Annotated in this window: 19 protein-coding genes; 5 read left to right on the plus strand and 14 right to left on the minus strand. The window is 63.4% G+C overall.

Features of this window, described 5'->3' with window-relative positions; genetic code table 11:
• Nucleotides 1-2: 2 nt before the first annotated feature.
• The 8 genes from acsF to KBY49_RS02305 all read right to left on the minus strand — a co-directional run bounded on the left by acsF (nucleotide 3) and on the right by KBY49_RS02305 (nucleotide 6283).
• The gene (gene acsF / locus KBY49_RS02270) at nucleotides 3-1100 is read right to left on the minus strand and encodes a magnesium-protoporphyrin IX monomethyl ester (oxidative) cyclase (protein WP_254933147.1); all 1098 of its coding nucleotides are present in this window, start codon (nucleotides 1098-1100) and stop codon (nucleotides 3-5) included.
• Nucleotides 1101-1191: 91 nt separating this feature from the next.
• Nucleotides 1192-1623 carry a DUF2996 domain-containing protein gene (locus tag KBY49_RS02275; RefSeq protein WP_254933148.1) on the minus strand — a complete coding sequence of 144 codons (432 nt, stop codon included), beginning with the start codon at nucleotides 1621-1623 and terminating at the stop codon, nucleotides 1192-1194.
• 41 nt (nucleotides 1624-1664) lie between these two features.
• Nucleotides 1665-2141: a hypothetical protein gene (locus KBY49_RS02280; RefSeq protein ID WP_254933149.1), complete on the minus strand. Its 477-nt coding sequence runs from the start codon at nucleotides 2139-2141 to the stop codon at nucleotides 1665-1667.
• Nucleotides 2142-2163: 22 nt separating this feature from the next.
• Nucleotides 2164-2808 carry a flavin prenyltransferase UbiX gene (locus KBY49_RS02285; RefSeq protein ID WP_254933150.1) on the minus strand — a complete coding sequence of 215 codons (645 nt, stop codon included), beginning with the start codon at nucleotides 2806-2808 and terminating at the stop codon, nucleotides 2164-2166.
• A 4-nt stretch (nucleotides 2809-2812) separates the two neighbouring features.
• Nucleotides 2813-5107, minus strand: a complete 2295-nt coding sequence (locus KBY49_RS02290) for an RNB domain-containing ribonuclease (protein WP_254933151.1) — start codon at nucleotides 5105-5107, stop codon at nucleotides 2813-2815.
• Between the two features lie 131 nt (nucleotides 5108-5238).
• Nucleotides 5239-5544, minus strand: coding sequence for a TMEM165/GDT1 family protein (locus KBY49_RS02295; protein ID WP_254933152.1), 306 nt, complete (start codon nucleotides 5542-5544; stop codon nucleotides 5239-5241).
• A gap of 35 nt (nucleotides 5545-5579) precedes the next feature.
• Nucleotides 5580-5918 carry a TMEM165/GDT1 family protein gene (locus tag KBY49_RS02300; protein WP_254933153.1) on the minus strand — a complete coding sequence of 113 codons (339 nt, stop codon included), beginning with the start codon at nucleotides 5916-5918 and terminating at the stop codon, nucleotides 5580-5582.
• Nucleotides 5915-6283 (minus strand): YkgJ family cysteine cluster protein, encoded by a 369-nt coding sequence (locus tag KBY49_RS02305; RefSeq protein WP_254933154.1) that lies wholly within the window; start codon nucleotides 6281-6283, stop codon nucleotides 5915-5917. The genes KBY49_RS02300 and KBY49_RS02305 overlap by 4 nt, the downstream gene beginning before the upstream one ends.
• A 78-nt stretch (nucleotides 6284-6361) precedes the next feature.
• On the opposite strand from KBY49_RS02305, the gene psb30 reads away from it, so the two are divergent.
• The gene (psb30, locus tag KBY49_RS02310; RefSeq protein WP_254933155.1) at nucleotides 6362-6469 is read left to right on the plus strand and encodes a photosystem II reaction center protein Ycf12/Psb30; all 108 of its coding nucleotides are present in this window, start codon (nucleotides 6362-6364) and stop codon (nucleotides 6467-6469) included.
• A 53-nt stretch (nucleotides 6470-6522) separates the two neighbouring features.
• Here the strand turns inward: psb30 and KBY49_RS02315 are convergent, their stop codons facing one another.
• Nucleotides 6523-7884 carry a chloride channel protein gene (locus KBY49_RS02315; protein WP_254933156.1) on the minus strand — a complete coding sequence of 454 codons (1362 nt, stop codon included), beginning with the start codon at nucleotides 7882-7884 and terminating at the stop codon, nucleotides 6523-6525.
• Between the two features lie 17 nt (nucleotides 7885-7901).
• Nucleotides 7902-9803: a single-stranded-DNA-specific exonuclease RecJ gene (recJ, locus tag KBY49_RS02320; protein ID WP_396099221.1), complete on the minus strand. Its 1902-nt coding sequence runs from the start codon at nucleotides 9801-9803 to the stop codon at nucleotides 7902-7904.
• 49 nt (nucleotides 9804-9852) lie between these two features.
• Between recJ and KBY49_RS02325 the strand changes: the two genes are divergently transcribed.
• From KBY49_RS02325 to KBY49_RS02335, 3 genes are read left to right on the plus strand one after another with little or no spacing between them, the layout of a single operon-like run.
• The gene (locus KBY49_RS02325) at nucleotides 9853-10605 is read left to right on the plus strand and encodes an HAD-IA family hydrolase (protein ID WP_254933157.1); all 753 of its coding nucleotides are present in this window, start codon (nucleotides 9853-9855) and stop codon (nucleotides 10603-10605) included.
• Nucleotides 10602-10979 carry a DUF565 domain-containing protein gene (locus tag KBY49_RS02330; protein ID WP_254933158.1) on the plus strand — a complete coding sequence of 126 codons (378 nt, stop codon included), beginning with the start codon at nucleotides 10602-10604 and terminating at the stop codon, nucleotides 10977-10979. Before KBY49_RS02325 ends, KBY49_RS02330 begins: the two co-directional genes overlap by 4 nt.
• Nucleotides 10980-10988: 9 nt before the next feature.
• Nucleotides 10989-11843, plus strand: a complete 855-nt coding sequence (locus KBY49_RS02335; RefSeq protein ID WP_254933159.1) for a hypothetical protein — start codon at nucleotides 10989-10991, stop codon at nucleotides 11841-11843.
• Nucleotides 11844-11873: 30 nt separating this feature from the next.
• Here the strand turns inward: KBY49_RS02335 and rpmF are convergent, their stop codons facing one another.
• Entirely contained in the window at nucleotides 11874-12053 is a 180-nt protein-coding gene (gene rpmF, locus KBY49_RS02340) for a 50S ribosomal protein L32 (protein ID WP_254933160.1), read from the minus strand.
• Nucleotides 12054-12140: 87 nt separating this feature from the next.
• Here rpmF and ftsH point away from each other — a divergent pair, with 87 nt between their 5' ends.
• Nucleotides 12141-13964, plus strand: coding sequence for an ATP-dependent zinc metalloprotease FtsH (ftsH, locus tag KBY49_RS02345; protein ID WP_396099225.1), 1824 nt, complete (start codon nucleotides 12141-12143; stop codon nucleotides 13962-13964).
• Nucleotides 13965-13968: 4 nt separating this feature from the next.
• Here the strand turns inward: ftsH and KBY49_RS02350 are convergent, their stop codons facing one another.
• The 3 genes from KBY49_RS02350 to thrC are packed head-to-tail and all read right to left on the minus strand — an operon-like array spanning nucleotide 13969 to nucleotide 16541.
• On the minus strand, nucleotides 13969-14937 hold the full coding sequence (locus tag KBY49_RS02350) for a cupin (protein ID WP_396099227.1): 969 nt from the start codon (nucleotides 14935-14937) through the stop codon (nucleotides 13969-13971).
• A gap of 14 nt (nucleotides 14938-14951) precedes the next feature.
• On the minus strand, nucleotides 14952-15227 hold the full coding sequence (locus KBY49_RS02355) for a MoaD/ThiS family protein (protein WP_254933161.1): 276 nt from the start codon (nucleotides 15225-15227) through the stop codon (nucleotides 14952-14954).
• 54 nt (nucleotides 15228-15281) lie between these two features.
• A complete protein-coding gene (gene thrC / locus KBY49_RS02360) occupies nucleotides 15282-16541 on the minus strand; it encodes a threonine synthase (protein ID WP_254933162.1) in 1260 nt (419 codons plus the stop codon).
• Nucleotides 16542-16744: the final 203 nt, after the last annotated feature.

Consider the following 16744-nt stretch of genomic DNA (forward strand, 5'->3'; position numbering starts at 1 on the left):
AATCAGCGAATGGCGGGCTGGAAGCGGTCGCTGCGGATGGGTGCCATCAGGAACAGCTTGGCCATCTCAACACCGTTGGCTGCCCAGAAGGGCAATTTGCGAAGCAACTTGATCGGAGCTGCGGCGCCGGAGGCGTCGGCTGCTGCCAAGGCCTCGTTGTTGTTCACCAGGCGCTCAAGCCGGGTATAGAACTTCGGATGCTCCACATTCAGCACCACAGGAAATACCCGGGCTGAGGTCTCGTTGGTTTTGGCAATAACGAGCTTGTCGTATTCCCTGGCATCTAGACCGAGCGCACCGTAAAAATCCTTGCGGGCCACGTCACGCACGTACATGGTGGCAAAAACTGCCAGCAGGAAGAAGCGGCACCAAAGGCGGGCGCGCAGGCCCCGCACGGTGTCGGGCTGGGCCTTCATCAGGGCATCAAAAAAGTCGCCGTGACGGTTCTCGTCTTGGCACCAGTTTTCGAAGAAGTTGAAGATAGGGAAGATCTTGCTTTCGGGGTGCTGTTCGAGGTGGCGATAGATGGCGATGTAGCGCCAGTAGCCAATTTTCTCAGAGAGATAGGTGGCGTAGAAGATGAACTTGGGCTTGAAGAAGGTGTAGGCCTTGTTGGCGGTAAGAAAGCCGAGGTCGAGCTGGAGCCCGAAATCACCCATCGACTTATTTAGGAAGCCGGCATGGCGCGCCTCATCGCGGGCCATGTGGGCGAAGCATTCAGCCAGCAGGGGGTTTTTGTCCTTGATGCGGCGGCTGAGCTCCTTGTAGAGCAGGAAGCCAGAAAACTCTGAGGTGCAGCTCTGCTCCAAAAACTCGACGAAGACCTGGCGGGTCTGGGGGTCGAGTTGGTCAGCGGCTCCGTCGAATTCTTCGTTGCGCACGAAGTGGTGACGGTTGTAGTCCTTGCGAAATTCCTCGCAGATGGCCTCCAGTTCCACCTCATTTGGCCGCAGATCCATCGCCGCCATGGCGTCGAAATCCGTGGTGTAGAAGCGGGGGGTAAGGATCGTGTCCTTGGCGGGATCCTTTACCGCCGGTCCGTCGGCTAGCTGGGTGACCCCAGGGGTTACGGCTTCAGCTGTGGCGGAAGGAGGCACCATCGCGCTTTGCGAGTTCAGGCAGTTGATCCATGGTAGTGGGAGCGCCTGTTGGTGCGGGCCCAGCTAGTTGGGGCCAGCTAGTTGGGGCCAGCTAGTTGGGGCCCAGCCACTTCTGGCCATTGAGCCTTTGCACCAACCGGGAGACCAGCAGGGCCAAGCTCATTTTTTTCTCGTCGATCAAGAACGACTCCAGCAGGCTGGGTTCGCTTCCAGATTCGGCAATGGCAACGGTTTTGGCCGAGTTGATGTTGTCGCTGGTGAAGCAGAGCCAGAAACGGCGCTCTCCTGGGAGGCTGCCCTTCAACATCCAGCAATCCGACCCCACCACTGGCATCGGGCCCTGCTCAAAACTGAGTTCGGCGGCGGGTCCGCCGTAGCTCTGGATTTCCTTGGCCAGGGCCGGCAGCAGTAGCTCGGGCACGAAGGTGGCGAAGGGTTCGTCCTCCGGAGCAGGTGGCTTGACCTTTACGGCTGGGCTTGCTGGGGCGGGGCTTGCCGGGGCTGGACTGGCTGAATCGCTCACCTGGTCATACCTCGTACATCGTTTCAGAATTTTACGCTGGCTTACCAGTCGTCGCTGAGGTTTTGGCCCCAGCTGTCTTCACCACTTTCTGCCCTGGCCGGTGCTGAACCAACAGGGGCTGACGCCGTTGCGGCTTTGGTTGACGCCGTTGCGGCCGCGGTCCCCCTGCGGATCACCCGAAATGGCACGGCGACCGTGGGGGCAGGATCACCTGGGGGCCTGACCGGTCCGGTTGTGATATCAGGCCAGGGTGGGGCTTCCCGAGGGGGGCGAGGCCCGTCTTCAGATCGACGGATCTGGGCTGGGGCGGTTTGCAGGGCCAGGGCTGAGGCCAGGGCGCTAAGACCGGCTCCGCCTGCGGCCGCCAGGCCCATCCAGATGCCAATTGGCAGGGCCGGTGAGCTCCATATCAGCAGGCGCAACGACACCATGGGCCTGGGGTTGATGGCGCCCACCAGCAGCACCACCAATAGGGGGGTGAGCAGGGGGATCAGCAGCAGGCGTTGCAGCAGAAACAAGGCGGGGTGGTGGTGCCTAGGGCTAGGGGGCTTGTGTGGTGGAGTCTGGGTGGGCGATGGGACCCTGCCAACGCTTCAGTTCACCCAGGTCGTAACCCAGCACATCAAACACGCGGATTACCAGGAAATCGACCATGTCATCGATTGATTGGGGCTGGTGATACCAGGCTGGTACTGGCGGGGCGATCCGGGCCCCCGCCTCGGCAAGAGCAGTGAGGTTGCGCAGGTGGATCAGGTTCCAGGGGGTTTCCCGGGGGCAGATCACCAGGGGCCTGCCCTCCTTGAGGTGCACATCGGCGGCCCTCTCGAGCAGGTCGAGGGCGACTCCGGAGGCAATTCGGCCGACGCTCCCCATCGAGGCCGGCAAAATCACCATCCCCTTGGTGCGGAAGCTGCCGCTGGCAATGCCGACCGATTGGTCACTCCAGCGATGACAGTGCAGGGTGCCCGTGGTTGTGCCGGTGCGCTCGCGCCAGAAGGATTCCTGGGCCACGGGATCACTGGGAACCCTTACCCCCATTTCGGCCTGCCAGACCACCATCGCCCCCTTCGAGGTGACCAGTTCCACGGTTTCTCCAGCCTGGAGCAGCAGCTGCAGGGCACGCTGGGCCAGCGGTTGGGCTGATGCCCCAGAAATCGCCAGGACGATGGGGTCCGCGCTGGCCATGGACCTAGGCCTCGCTCAGCACGGCAATCGGAGTGAACTCCTGGTCCTGATCCTGATCTTCGTCCTCGCCCTCGGGCAGCAGTACGGCCAGGTCGATCTGGTGGCGAAGGGCATCAACCTTCTGGATTTCCACCTCCACGGCATCGCCGAGCATGAAGGTGCGGCGGTTTTTGCGTCCCACCAGGCGGTTTTGACGCGAGCGGTACTCGTACCAGTCGTCCTTGAGGGAGCTCACATGGACCAGCCCCTCCACCTGGGAAGGGGGCACCTCCACAAAGAAGCCGTAGCTCTGCACGCCGCTGATCACCCCAGGTAGCACTTGGCCCACCAGCGGTTCGGCTTGGCGGGCCTGCACCATTGCCAGCAGGTCGCGGTGCAATTCGGCCATGAAGCGGCGGCGGGTGTTGAGCCGCTGCACCAAGCCCTGTTGGAGAGCGTCCTTGAAGGGCACCAGGGCACTGGGGGCGAGCAGGGGCCAATCAATGGCGCCCAGGCAGCCATCGGCTGCCAGGTCGACGGAAGTCTTGTGGCGCACGCTGGGGCGGTCCTTGCCTTCAGTAAGCAGCAACACCAGCACGTGTTGGTTCCACAGGTCCAGGTAGTGGAGGGCTGGGGAGCACCAAGGCGCTAGGGCCGCTTCCTCTCCAGTTAGGCCAGCGAGGGCGTGGGGGCCAGGGGTGTCGCCGATTTCTACGGGCTTTAAGGCCGCCTGCAATTGCTGTTGGAGGCCCCGGCTGCGGTCGGTTTGACGGAAGGCCTGGGCGAGTTCGCTGGCACTGGCATTTCCTTCCTCACTTAGCTCCAGGGCTATCTCAAGGGCCAAGGCAGCCTTAGCCACGTCGTTGAGATCGGCGGGGTCCGCGGCGGCATTGGTAGCAAAAAGGGCCGGCAGTTCGAGTCCCAGTAGGTGCTGGCCGAGGGCCCGCTCCGCCACCAAGACGTATTCGCGCAGCAGGGCAGCTGGGTGGTGCTCAGGCAGTTGCACAAACCAGCCCCTTTGCTGGCTATCTGGGCCGGGAATCGCCAAATCCCCCAGGCTTTCAATGGCGGGCAGGGCCAAGTCCAGGTCGAGGGAGCCCTGGGCGATGCGCCTGTTGCGCAGCAGAGCGGCCAGGGCCACCAGGTTCTCTAGCTGGGGCAGTTGGTCCTTGATGGCCTTGAGGGCAGCCGGCACGGTGCGGGATTTGGCCTTGCGCTCCGCCATGGCATCGAGGGCCGCCAGGTCAACTTGGGCCACGGGCTTGACCAGGCTGCGGCAGAAGCGGTAGTGCTCAAGCTCGCCTTCAGGGCTGAGCTCCAGTGCCACCGATAGGGCCTCTTGCTTCTCACCTGCCTTGAAGGCGGAGGCCTTGGCGAGGGCGCTGGTCAATAGGGGCAGCCATTGGCGTCCCACGCAGAGGGCCTCTCCCTGGTCACGGAGAAAGAGATCGAGGGGCGACCCCATGCCCAGCCTTTCTGCCACCGCAGGACTGTGGACCCAGAGGGTCCAGCCGGCATCGCGGGCCTCCAGATGAATTGCCGCCAGGGAGGGGCACTCCTTGCCCGACCAGGCCTCCAGTAGCAGGGTGGGCTGGGCCGTCAGGTCAGTGCGCTCACTGGCAGCGAGGGTCTTGAGGGTGGCCCGGGGGGCGGTTGGTCGCCCATGGAGGTGATGCTTGGTGAGCAGCAGATCGAGGTCTGCCGCTTCGCCGCCATTCACCGGCAGGCTGCGCGAAACATGGCCCAGGGGGGAGAACTGGCCCACCGGGTAACGGTCCAAATGGACCTCCACCACACTTTTTAGTTCGGGGTCCAGGTGCTTTGCGTCAGCCTCAGGCAGCTCAATGCTGGTGAGCAGGTGGTCATCGAGGGGGGTGGCCACCAGGCGGTTTTCCTGCTGACCCACCTGGGCCAACAGGGAGACGGTGCGGCGCTCAAGAATGCACTGCACGCCCCCCTCAGGGGAACGGCGGCGGCCGCCCTCGCGGGTCACCTTGACCAGCACCCGATCGCCATTCCAGGCGTGGTTGAGCTGGTGATCGCGGATGTAGATGTCTTCGCCGCCGTCTTCACGCAGGGCAAAGCAGAAGCCCTTGCTGGAGCAGCGCAGCCGGGCCGTAACGAAGTCAGGGGCTTCAAGGCGCTTGATGCCGGCTTCACCCTCCTCTATCAGGCCAAGCTTGATTAGGCCATCAAGGCCAATGCGCAGCTGGTTTTTTTCGGCCTTTTGGCTAAGGCCCAGGGCCTTTTCAAGCTTGGTTAGGGAAAGGGCTTCTTCGCTAGGAAGCTGGTCGAGCAGGTCGGCGACCGTGAACTTCATCGGTTTTGACTACTTGGCGGGCGGCGGATCCAGGGGCGGATCGGGCTGGTGGTCTGGGCTCGGAGCGATGCCCACGGCCACCTGGCCATTACTGGTCATCTTAAGAGCATGGCGGCCCTGGAAAGAAGGCCCTAGGGCTTGATTTCTTCTTGGGTAGTTTCCTCAGCAGTAGAGCGCTGAATTAGGCGGATGCCAATGATCAGGAAGCCCAAGGCGGCGGCCAACTGAAGGGCATTGGTGGGGATCACGGCGGAGAGGGAGCCACCGGCGGCAGCCCCCAGCAAGCTTGCGAAGACAAGGGCGGCAGAGCTGCCGGCAAAAACGGCACCAGGACGGCTCGAGGTGCCACTGATCGTGACGATGGCAAGCTGGGTCTTGTCGCCCAATTCCGCCAGGAACACGGTCACAAATGTGGAGGCCAGCAGGGCGATATCCATGGGAATGGGGCTTTGCCTCCGAGGGGGGGTGCGGGTTAGGTGAGGTGGATGCTGAGGTCGGGGGCCAGGGCCACTACGGCCTGTCGACCTAGCCAGAGGCCCAGGGCCACCATCAGGATTCCGGCCAGGCGCTCAAGTTGCTGGGGCTGCATCACCTTGGCCAGCCAGCGGCCCAGCAGCACCCCCACCAGGCTGGAGCAGATCAGGGCCAGGGAGGCCCCGACAAAGACCACCACAGGTTTGCCCGATTGGGCCGAAAGCAGTAGGGCCGCCAATTGGGTCTTGTCGCCCAACTCGGCCAGAAACACCGTCGTGAAAGTGGTTAAAAAGGCCGCTCCCCAGCTGCCGGCGTTGGTTGAGGTATCGCTGCTCATGGGTGGCGGCGAATTGCCTGCAAAAAACGCTTCATCACCCTGCCACGGCCACCGTATTCACTGCGAATTTGCTGCTTGCAGCAGGCGATTGCCAGGTCATTGCCGTTGCTTGTTTGATCAGGTGCTCCAAACAGGTTCACCAGGTTGCTGACTCGGCAGAAATCGGGCCTTTGCTCGTAGATGCCGCAGCTGCGGGCACCGCTGTTGTAGTGGATGCACCAGCCATCGGCGCCAACCATCGAAAGGTAGAGCTCCCGTTGGCCCGGTTCCAGGGCATCCAGGGCCTCTGGCCGTTGGCTTGGATCCAGGCGGCAACAGGCCCCGCACTGGCTAATGCACTGCCATCTTTCGCTGTAACAAGCCATCACAGGGGGGCTGAGGGCCCGGTGGTACTGCCACTTTGGCCCCTAGGATGTGCCCAAGAGCTTTTCTTGGGTATTGCCATGGGCATCGACATTCACCTGATCGCCAACTTTGCATCCCTTGCCCTGATCACATTGGCTGGCCCGGCGGTGATCTTTGTGCTCTTCTTCCGCCGCGGCGCCCTCTGAGCCCGATTTTCTTTTAGCTGTTGCCCCAGATCCCCCTGCGGATTGGGGCTTTTTCATGGCTTCTTTTCGGCTAGGGGGCTTCTGCCCAGGCCCCATAGGGCGTGGTAGATGGCCTCTGGTTGCAGTTTTCGGCCCACGCTTGCCCCCACGAAGGCACTGATCAGCAGGCCAAACAACCACTGCTGATCACCCAGCATTCGCAGGGAGAACAGGATTGTCATTAGGGGCAGTTGGGTGGCTCCAGCCAGGGCCCCTGCCATGCCAAGGGCTAGGCCCAACTGGGCATTGCCCCCAAGCAACTCGAAGCTGCCACTGCCAAATACCGAGCCAATGGCAAAGGCCGGATCGATTAGGCCCCCGGGGATGCCAGCTGCCAGGGCCAGGATTGGGGCCACGATGCGTGCCGCTAAAAGCAGCAGCCAGCCAAAGATGTCCAGGGGAGAACCCGGCACCGGGATCGGTCCGCTGTCGCTGAGTAGGAGCCCCATTAGGGCCTCCCCATCCCCACCGCTCCTGCCGCCACTGACCACGGCAATCAGGGCCAGGGCAGCGCCGAGAATTAAGCCCCAGCGCAGGGGTTGGCGCAGTACTTGGGGCCGCAACCAAGCTGTGCTCTTCAACAACAACTTGGCAAAAAGGCCCCCCAAGCCACCGGCCACTAACCCCACCGGCAGGGCAAAAAGTAACTGCAGGACCTCAGGTTCGGGGGTTTGGATGGTGCTGAGGATGAAGATCGGAATCCCGGTGAGGTTGCTGATCAAGGCCGCCACAGCGCATACCAGGGCTGAGGCACAAAGCACCTTGGCCTGGAAGCGGCCGGTGAGTTCCTCAAACACAAACACCGCTCCCATCAGGGGGCTGTTGAATCCCCCCGCCAGGCCAGCCCCAGCGCCAATGGCCAGAAGGGAGCCATCCGGCAATCCAGCCAGAAGCCTCGGGAAGCGCTTGCGTAGGGCCACGGCTACCGCCGCCCCAACCTGCACCACGGGCCCCTCCCGACCCATGGGCATCAGGGCCAGGCTGGCGGCAGTCCAGAGGCTCAGGCGCTGAATCAGCGGTTTGCTGCCCATCAGCTCGTCGGTGGAGCTGGGGTTCTCCAGGCACTCAATTGTTTGGGGGATCCCCGATCCCGCCCCTCGACGCATCGGGCCGGCCTGGAGCCAGAGCAGGGCTGGCATCACCACGACCGGTGCGACAGCCATCAGCAGGGTTGGCAGTTCCCAGGACTGATTGGTGAAGCCCGGCAGGCGGTGCAGCATCGCGGCTTGCCAGCCATCCACCAGATTCAGGGGCAGGCAGGCCAGGCCCACAAGGGCCCCCAATGCCAGCAGCTGCAACAGGGTGATTAGGGGCCCTTTGCTAGCTGGACTGCCCGGGCTGGCGGATCCGCCAGGAAAGGCTGGGCTAGGGGGCATTGCTATTTCTTGGAGGTCTAGGCCACCAAACCCAAGGCCATGGCAGCTTCTTGTAGCAGCGAGCTTACGTAGGGGTGGGGCTGATCGCCAGCGGATTCGGGGCTGATTTCCTGGCCGGAGGCATTGCGCACCACCCAGCCCTGCCCCTGGCGACTGCACCAATAGGTGTGAGCCCCCCGCCGTAAAACCAACTCGGGGGTTCCCTCCCAACCGCTGCTGGCCTTCACGCCAGCAAGCTCCAGTTGGAAGCGCTCCTGGCCCTGCCAGTTGTCTAGCCGGAGCCGGAAGGCCACATCCAGGAGCGCCGGCAAATCCGCCTGGCCCTGCCAGCCCCAGCCCATGGCCCGGATGGTGCGCTCACCCTGGGCTAGCTCCAGTTGCAGGTGTCCGCCCCGCAGCAGCCGTTGCGATACCAGGCGGCAGCCGGCGCTCCAAAACAGGGGTTGGGGATGGCCAATGCCAAATGGTTCAAGCCTCTGGAGTTGTCGATAGAAATCCCGATCAATTGCCTCGAAGTCGAGCAGGGCCTCCGGTTCGATGGGCAGCCCTGCGCCGCTCTCCTGCAGCCATAGGCCCGCAAGGCCGTTGAGCTGTTCGTGGAGGGCCGCCACCGATTCCGCCTTCACCGTGAAGCCGCCGGCGGCGGGGTGGCCGCCGAAGCGCTCCAGCAGGGGCGCACAGGCCTGCAGAGCCCTATCCACGGCAAATCCCCTGGGGGCCCGCACGGAGGCCCTCATGCGACCGTTGCCTTCCCCGGCCAGCAGGGCCGCCGGCCGACCAAAGCGTTCGCTAAGGCGGGCGGCAACGATGCCAATTACGCCGTGGTGCCAATGGTTTTGGGCAAGTAGCAGGAAGGGAGTGCGGGCCGGTCCATCGGCTTCAAGCAGGGCCATGGCCTCCGCTTCGATGGCGCTGCACAGATCCCGGCGCTGCCGGTTGAGGGCTTCACACTCCCGGGCCAGGGCCAGGGCCTGGTTGGGATCTTCAGTGGTGAGTAACTCCACCACCAGCTGGGGATCGCCCAGGCGCCCCACCGCATTGATCCTTGGGGCGATTTGGAAGCCCACGGCCTGGGCATCAAGTTGTTTTTCCTCCAGGCCTGCCACCTGTTGGAGGGCCTGGAGACCGGCCAGGGGGCTCTGGGCCAGTTGGGGCAGGCCATCCATCAGCCAGCGCCGGTTGACCCCCACCAGGGGCGCCATGTCGGCAATGGTGCCGATGCAATACAAGTGACTGGCCACCTGGAGGCCGTCCTTGCGTTTAAGGCTTTGGCAAAGGCTGGCGGCCAGCACGTAGGCCAGGCCCACCCCTGCCAGGCCCCGATAGGGGGATTTTGCGGGGGTGCACTCCGGATGGAGCAGGGCCAGGTGGGGGGGCAGGGGATCGGGCAGGGTGTGGTGGTCGGTGAGGATCACCTCCACCCCAAGGGCCTGGGCCCGCTCCAGGGCCTCGAGGGCCGAGACGCCGTTATCCACCGTTACCAGCAGCCTGATCCCTTCGCCGGCCAGCCGCTCGACCATCGCCGCATTGAGCCCATAGCCCTCCTCCATGCGGCTGGGGATGGCAGCCACTGGCTGGGCGCCCAATCGCTGCAAAACCCCCACCAGCAGGGCGGTGCTGGTCATGCCATCGGCGTCGTAGTCGCCGCAAATGGCCAGCCGTTCGCCGCTGGAGCAGGCCAGTTGCAGCCGTTGGATCGCCACGGCAAGGTCGGGAAAGTGCCGCTTGGCGGCGGGGGCGGCCGGCGGATCCAGCAGCTCAGCAATCGCTTTGGCCTGGCGAAACCCCCTCCGCCAGAGCAGGGCAACTAGGGATTCGGGTAGGGGCTGCTCCTGGGAATTGAGCTCCGCCTCCCAGCCCTCCTGTTGGGGCAGGGCCTCGGGGAGGTGCCAGCGTTGCTCAGCGAGGGCAGGGAGCAACGGGAACGGGCGACCTTCCCCCTAGTTTGGCGTCTGGGGTGCTGCTGCCATGGCCCTGGGGGCATTGCTTTGGGATGTGGATGGCACCCTCGCCGAGACCGAGCGGGACGGCCATCGCCTTGCCTTTAACCGGGCCTTTGCCGATGCCGGGCTGCCCTTGCATTGGGATCCCGGGGCCTATGGCAGGCATTTGGCGACCACGGGTGGGGCCGAGAGGATCGCGGCAGCCCTGGCGGAATTGGAGGGCCAGCCGCCGGCGGCGGATCGGGTCAGGGCCCTCCAGGCCAGCAAGCAAACCCACTACGCCGACCTGGTGGCCGGGGGTTGCCTGGAGCTGAGGCCAGGGGTTAGGGCCCTGATGGAGGAGGCCCATGGGGCGGGGCTGCGCCAGGTGCTCGTGACCACCAGTGGGCGGGTGGCGGTGCGGGCACTTGTGGCCCAGTTGCTGCCTACCCAGTTGCTGCACCAAGACCAGCAATGGCTCGATTTTTGGATCTGCGGCGAAGACGTCAGCCGCAAAAAGCCGGATCCGGAGGCCTATGCCCAGGCCCTGGCGAGGTTGGATCTGGAGCCGGGCCAGGCCCTGGCCCTGGAGGATTCCCGGGCGGGATTGATGGCGGCCCAGGCAGCTGGGGTTCCCTGCCTGGTGAGCTTGAGCCACTACGGCCGCCTCGAACCCCTAGATAGCTTTGCTATGGCGGTGGCCGTGGTGGACCAACTTGGTTCCGGTGCCAGGGTGTTGCGGGGCCCGGCTTGTCAGGAGGGCCGGATCACGCTCTCCTATCTGCAGTCGTTGAGGTGATAGCGCTGGCCCAAACCCCCGAACCCAGCAAGGCACCCCGCCTGCAGCCCACCCGCTTTCAGCAGCTCACCACCCTGCTGGGGGAGAGGCTACTGGGCAATTTGCAGGGCAGCTGGCGCTTCCGCAGTGGTGTGCTGTTGGCCCTGCTGCTGGGTTCATACCTGGGCAACAACCTGACGGCCTGGTTGCTGCCCTATTTCCCCGGTGGCAGGCCTTTCCTGGTCTTGGCTCTGGTGCTGGCGATTGAGCTGATCGTCAGGTTGCGGGGCCGACTTGTGGGGCGATCACCAGCGGTCGGCTGGATTCTTTGCGACAACTTCCGGATCGGTTTTGTCTATTCGGTGGTGTTGGAGGCCTTCAAACTCGGCTCTTGAGCTCCGTCGGTGATTGATCCCCTGCTGCTTGAGCAATTCGCCAGGCCCATGCTGTTGTCGTTGCAGCAGGCGGTGGCCGCTGGCAGAAGCCCCCTGCTGGCCCTAAATGGTCCGGTGGGGGCAGGCAAAAGTAGTTTTTGCGCCGAACTGATCCAGCTGGCCAGCGGCATGGGCCTGGAGTTGGCCGTGGCCTCGATCGACGACCTCTACCTGCCTTGGCAGCAGCGGCTGGAGGCCATGGCCGGCAATCCCTTTGGGGTAAATCGGGTGCCCCCCGGCAGCCACGATGTGGGCCTGTTGCTGGAGCGCCTATCGGTGTGGCGCAGGGGCGGCCCCCTGCAACTCCCCCGCTTTGATAAAACCCTGCGGGTCGGAGCCGGTGACCGGCTGCCCTTTTCTCAGGAACCCTTGCCTGGGCGACCCGGGTGCCAGAGACCCCAAGCCCTGATCCTGGAGGGTTGGCTGATGGGCTGCCGCCCCCTCGGCCCCGGGGGACTGGCGGATCTTGGTGCGTTGGTGGGGCTCGCTCCAGCCCCAGGCCTGGAGCCCATAGGCGAGCAGGAGGCGGCCTGGATACCCCACTGGGACAGGCAGCTGGGGGCCTATGGGCCCCTCTTCGATAGTTGTGATGGACTCTGGTTGCTGCGCCCCGAAAGCTGGAGCTCGGTGCGCCGTTGGCGCTTTCAAGCCGAGGCAAGGCAGCGCCGCCGCGGGGGTGCTTGGCTAGCTCCAGCCGAACTGGATGCCCTGGTGCGCTCCAGCCTGGCCTCGCTGCCGCCGATTCTTTACCAGGATCCGCTAGTTGCCATAGCAAAAGCCTCCGCCCAATTGGATGGACGGAGGCGTTGCACTGCGATCAGCTAGTTCCCTAACTGAATTTCAGAAATAAGTGCTTCAGCCTTCGCCGTCGTCGTCCCCGTCCTTCATCGGATAAATAAAGCCTTGGGCTCTGCCGCTAAGCACGGCCTTGCCGATCGAAAGGGCCTTTTGGGCTGCCACTGCGGCCTTGCCTTTCCAGGTGGCATGGCGCTGGTTGCGCTTGCCCTTCGACGTTTTCTTCTTGGGTACAGCCATCCCAGTTATTCAGCAACCAAGCAATGATCTTCCGCTGCAGCATGGCCATCCGTCAAATCGCTAAGCTCCGCTCAAAGTTTCTTTCCAGTGAGCGGCAGCCTTTCTCCTGTATCGAATGGCTCCCCTCCCGCAACGAAGGGCCCCCTTCAACGGCCGGCTAACCCCGCTGAGGTCTCCTACAGCAGCCTGATTAAGGCGATTGGCCAGGGCCAGGTAAAGGATCTGGAGCTGTCCCTGAAGCAACGGGAGGTGCAGGTGCGCTTCAGCGATGGCCTTAGGGCCAGCGTGCCCGTCTTCAGCAACGACCAGGTGCTGTTGCGCACGGCCCAGCAGGCAAAAGTGCCCCTCACCGTCCGCGACGACCGCCAGGATGCGGCCGTGGCAGGTCTGGTGGGAAACGGCCTGCTTGTTTTGCTGCTGCTTGGTGGCCTCACCCTGCTGATCCGCCGTTCCGCCCAGGTGGCCAACCGGGCCATGGGCTTTGGCACCAGTAAGGCCCGCGTGCAGCCAGAGGGCGGGGTGCCGGTTCGCTTTGAAGATGTGGCAGGTATCTCGGAGGCCAAGGAGGAGCTGGCCGAGGTGGTCACCTTCTTGAAGTCGCCTGAACGGTTCACCTCCGTGGGCGCAAAGATCCCCAAGGGCGTGCTTTTGGTGGGCCCGCCAGGTACGGGTAAAACCCTGCTCGCCAAGGCGATTGCCGGTGAGGCGGGCGTTCCCTTTTTCTCGATTTCCGGCTCGGAATTTGTCGAGATGTTCGTGGGGGTCGGCGCCTCAAGGGTGCGGGATCTGTTCCGCAAGGCCAAGGCCAAGGCACCCTGCATCGTCTTTATTGACGAAATTGATGCGGTGGGCCGCCAGCGGGGCGCCGGTATTGGCGGTGGCAACGATGAAAGGGAGCAGACCCTCAACCAGCTGCTCACCGAAATGGACGGTTTTGCAGACAATTCCGGTGTGATCCTGCTGGCGGCCACCAACCGGGCAGACGTGCTCGATACGGCCCTGATGCGGCCGGGTCGATTTGACCGCCGGATCCATGTCGACCTGCCAGATCGCAGGGGTAGGGAAGCAATCCTGGCGGTTCATGCCCGCACCAGACCCTTGGCTGAGGAGATTTCCCTGGCCGATTGGGCCAGCCGCACCCCGGGCTTTTCCGGGGCAGATCTGGCCAACCTGCTCAATGAGGCGGCGATTCTCACGGCCCGTTGGCACAGGCAGTCGATCGACGCCGAAGCCCTCAATGGCGCCCTGGAGCGGATCACCATGGGTCTGGCGGCTTCACCGCTCCAGGACAGTGCCAAAAAGCGGCTTATCGCTTACCACGAAGTGGGCCATGCCCTGCTCACCAGCCTGGTGCCCCACGCCGACAAGCTCGACAAGGTGACCCTGTTGCCCCGCGCCGGCGGGGTCGGTGGTTTTGCCCGCACGATGCCGGATGAGGAGATCCTCGATTCGGGACTGATCAGTAAGGCCTACCTGCGGGCCCGCATGGTGGTGGCCCTCGGGGGCAGGGCTGCGGAAATCATGGTTTTTGGACCTGCTGAGGTGACCCAGGGGGCCTCCAGCGATTTGGAGATGGTGGCGCGCATCGCCCGGGAGATGGTTACTCGCTACGGCTTTTCAAGCCTGGGTCCGGTGGCCCTGGAGGGGGATGGGGCTGAGGTTTTCCTGGGCCGCGACTGGCTGAGGAGTGAGCCTGGCTACTCCAGGGAAACCGGCAACCGAATAGATGGCCAGGTGCGTCAACTAGCAGTAGGTGCCCTCGAGCAGGCCCTGGCCGTGCTCACCCCGCGCCGCGCCCTAATGGACGCCCTGGTTGAGCGCTTGATCGAGGAGGAAACAATTGAGGGTGATTCATTTCGCGCCTTGCTAGGGCAGCACGAGGCCTTGGCCCAGGTGGTGGTTGGAGTTTGAGGGCTCAGGCGAAGCGGATATCGAGGCTGCGCAGGTAGGTCATCAGGCCCGCATCCTGGATGGGGAGGAGATAGGCAGTACTGCCGCTTTCATTCACATGGGCATGCCAGTGGCCAGGGGGAGTGATGAAGGCTCCTCCGGCCTGCCAATCGATCCGCTTTGGATCCCGGATGGAGCCGTCGGCCTCCAGCTCCGTGCCCACCAGGGTGTAGCAGCCTGGCTCGCACTCGGTAATCAGATCTAGGGCCACCGATTGGTGCCGGTGGGGGGCCTGGCTGGCGCCGGCAGGCACCATGCCAAACATCGCCCAGAGCACGTGCGTGACCGTGCGGGTGTTGGGCAGGTCGCTGTTGGCAAGCAGCAGGCTGAGGCGATTACTGCGGGCGCTGCTGAGATCGGCCGCCAGCTTGAGGAGCTCTTCCTTAAGCCAGGTACCGGGGTAATAGGTGGTCTCAAACCTGGGCAGGCTCGGCACCACGCCGAGGTAGTTGAGTAGGGGAGCGTCGTGCACCCAGTACAAAACGCTGGTGCTGTCTGCTTCCAGTAGGGGCGCCGCCCCCGCCGGCAGCACGAACAGATCACCCTGGTTCCAATTCAGGCACACAGGTTCGCTTTTGGCCTCACCGGGGCGTCCGCACCGACCACTGCCGGAGAGCACAAAGAACAGTGAGCTGGTGGCATTGGCGGCGGCTTTTACCGCCTCGCCGGCATCTAGACGGATGAAGTGGGCCGCTAACCCTGGACTGGTGGCCGGTCCAGCCGCACCAAGCTCGGCACTGAGATCGAGGGGCAGGATGGCGCTGGAGCCTGAAGCATGGAGCTCGGGCCCCCAGGAGTGGTAGGGGATTGGATCGCTCAGGCCCCGGCGCACCGGATTGGCGGCCTGGCGGTAATCGAACAGCAGCGCCTTGCTGTCATTGTTGGGGTGGATCGCTGCCGAACACACCATCGGATGGGGACCAGGATCTGCCATAGGAATTGGCTTCCTCAACCCCCAGCTACGGCGGGCACAATGCTCACCTCATCACCATCGGCCAGGGGGGTGGCCTGGTTATCGAGGAAGCGGATGTCTTCGCTGTTTACATAGACATTCAGGAAGCGGCGCAGCTTGCCCGCCTCGTCACAGAGCCTGCCCTTGATGCCGGGGTATCGGGCCTCCAGGGCATCCAGCAGGGCGTCCACGCTGGTGGCCTCGAGTTCGGCGCTGGCCTCGTCGTTGGTGAACTTCTGGAGGGGGGTGGGGATCAGAACCTGAACGGCCATTGGTTTTAGTTAGGGCGTAATTGGAGGCAGGTGGGGTCAATCAGCAGCTTGGTCCTAATGGCTTGCCTGGGCCTTCTGCCAGGCGGCCTTAAAGCTGTCGAGCTGGGCTTCGATTAGGTAGGGCTCACCAATGGAGCCGGCAATCGCTTCAGTGGTTTTGAGGCCGTTGCCGGTGATGTAGGCCACGGTGGTTTCATCGGGATTGATCTTGCCCTGTTCCACCAGCTTTTTCAGCACGGCAATAGTTGTGCCACCGGCTGTTTCGGTGAACACACCCTCGGTTTCGGCCAGCAACTTGATTCCTTCGATGATTTCGTCGTCGTTGACGGCGGCAATCGTGCCCTTGGTTTTATTGGCGATGTCGATGGCGTAGGGGCCGTCGGCGGGGTTGCCAATCGCAATCGACTTGGCGATGGTGTTGGGCTTCACCGGAGTGATGAAATCGCGGCCCTCGGCAAAGGCTTGGGCGATGGGGCTGCAGCCCTCGGCCTGGGCGCCGCTGAAGCGCACGGACTTCTCTTCCACCAGGCCCACCTTGATGAATTCATCAAAGCCCTTGCGGATTTTGGTGAACAGGGAGCCAGAAGCCAGGGGGGCCACGATGTGGTCAGGCAATTGCCAGCCCAGCTGCTCGATCACCTCATAGCCAAGGGTTTTGGAACCTTCGGAGTAGTAGGGACGCAGGTTGATATTTACAAAGCCCCAGCCAAAGGTGTTGGCCACCTCTGAACAGAGGCGATTTACCTGGTCGTAGTTGCCATGCACCGCCATCAGAGTCGGGTTGTAAACCAGGGTGCCCAGCACCTTGCCCAGCTCCAGGTCGCTGGGGATAAACACACAGCACTCGAGGCCGGCGTGGGCGGCGATGGCAGCCGTGGAATTGGCCAGGTTGCCCGTGGATGCACAGCTCACCGTGGTGAAGCCCAGCTCCTTGGCGCGGGTGAGGGCCACCGAAACCACCCTGTCCTTGAAGGAGAGGGTGGGCATGTTTACGCCGTCGTTTTTGATGTAAAGGCTTTTGAGGCCAAGGCGCTTGGCCAGGTTGTTGGCCTTCAGCAGGGGGGTAAAACCAGTGCCCACATCGATCGGATCGCCCTCTATGGGCAGGAAATCCCTGTAGCGCCAGATCGATGCGGGGCCGGCTTCGATCGTGGCGCGGCTGACTCGATTTTTGATCGCCTCGTAGTCGTAGACGACCTCCAGGGGGCCAAAGCAGACGTCTTCACAGACGTGGCGGGCCGTTGCCTCGTAGGGATGGCCGCATTCCTTGCAGCGCAAGCCAGTGAAGGTGGAGCGAGAAAGGGTGGCTGTCACGGTCACGCCTAGCGATACCAGACCTTAACAGCGACTTTTGATCCGCCTGCTAAAAGCCGACCTTCGACATCGGGATTTATTTGGATGGTTTTGCTAGGGCGCTGCGGCTGCCCCTTGCGCAGACGCAGCTCCTGCTTAGGGTCGGCTACAGAAGCGCTGCAGGCATTTCCTTGGCTCCTCGGCAGTCCCCCCGATTAGGCGTC

The organism is Cyanobium sp. WAJ14-Wanaka (assembly GCF_024345375.1).
GTDB lineage: Bacteria > Cyanobacteriota > Cyanobacteriia > PCC-6307 > Cyanobiaceae > Cyanobium_A.

Coding starts and splice junctions, on each gene's coding strand:
- KBY49_RS02325 (WP_254933157.1), top strand. CDS start 9,853: ATGGCCCTGGGGGCATTGCTTTGGGATGTGGATGGCACCCTCGCCGAG.
- KBY49_RS02300 (WP_254933153.1), bottom strand. CDS start 5,918: ATGAGCAGCGATACCTCAACCAACGCCGGCAGCTGGGGAGCGGCCTTT.
- rpmF (WP_254933160.1), bottom strand. CDS start 12,053: ATGGCTGTACCCAAGAAGAAAACGTCGAAGGGCAAGCGCAACCAGCGC.
- KBY49_RS02295 (WP_254933152.1), bottom strand. CDS start 5,544: ATGGATATCGCCCTGCTGGCCTCCACATTTGTGACCGTGTTCCTGGCG.
- KBY49_RS02355 (WP_254933161.1), bottom strand. CDS start 15,227: ATGGCCGTTCAGGTTCTGATCCCCACCCCCCTCCAGAAGTTCACCAAC.
- KBY49_RS02315 (WP_254933156.1), bottom strand. CDS start 7,884: ATGCCCCCTAGCCCAGCCTTTCCTGGCGGATCCGCCAGCCCGGGCAGT.
- acsF (WP_254933147.1), bottom strand. CDS start 1,100: ATGGTGCCTCCTTCCGCCACAGCTGAAGCCGTAACCCCTGGGGTCACC.
- KBY49_RS02285 (WP_254933150.1), bottom strand. CDS start 2,808: ATGGCCAGCGCGGACCCCATCGTCCTGGCGATTTCTGGGGCATCAGCC.
- psb30 (WP_254933155.1), top strand. CDS start 6,362: ATGGGCATCGACATTCACCTGATCGCCAACTTTGCATCCCTTGCCCTG.
- KBY49_RS02305 (WP_254933154.1), bottom strand. CDS start 6,283: ATGGCTTGTTACAGCGAAAGATGGCAGTGCATTAGCCAGTGCGGGGCC.
- KBY49_RS02290 (WP_254933151.1), bottom strand. CDS start 5,107: ATGAAGTTCACGGTCGCCGACCTGCTCGACCAGCTTCCTAGCGAAGAA.
- KBY49_RS02350 (WP_396099227.1), bottom strand. CDS start 14,937: ATGGCAGATCCTGGTCCCCATCCGATGGTGTGTTCGGCAGCGATCCAC.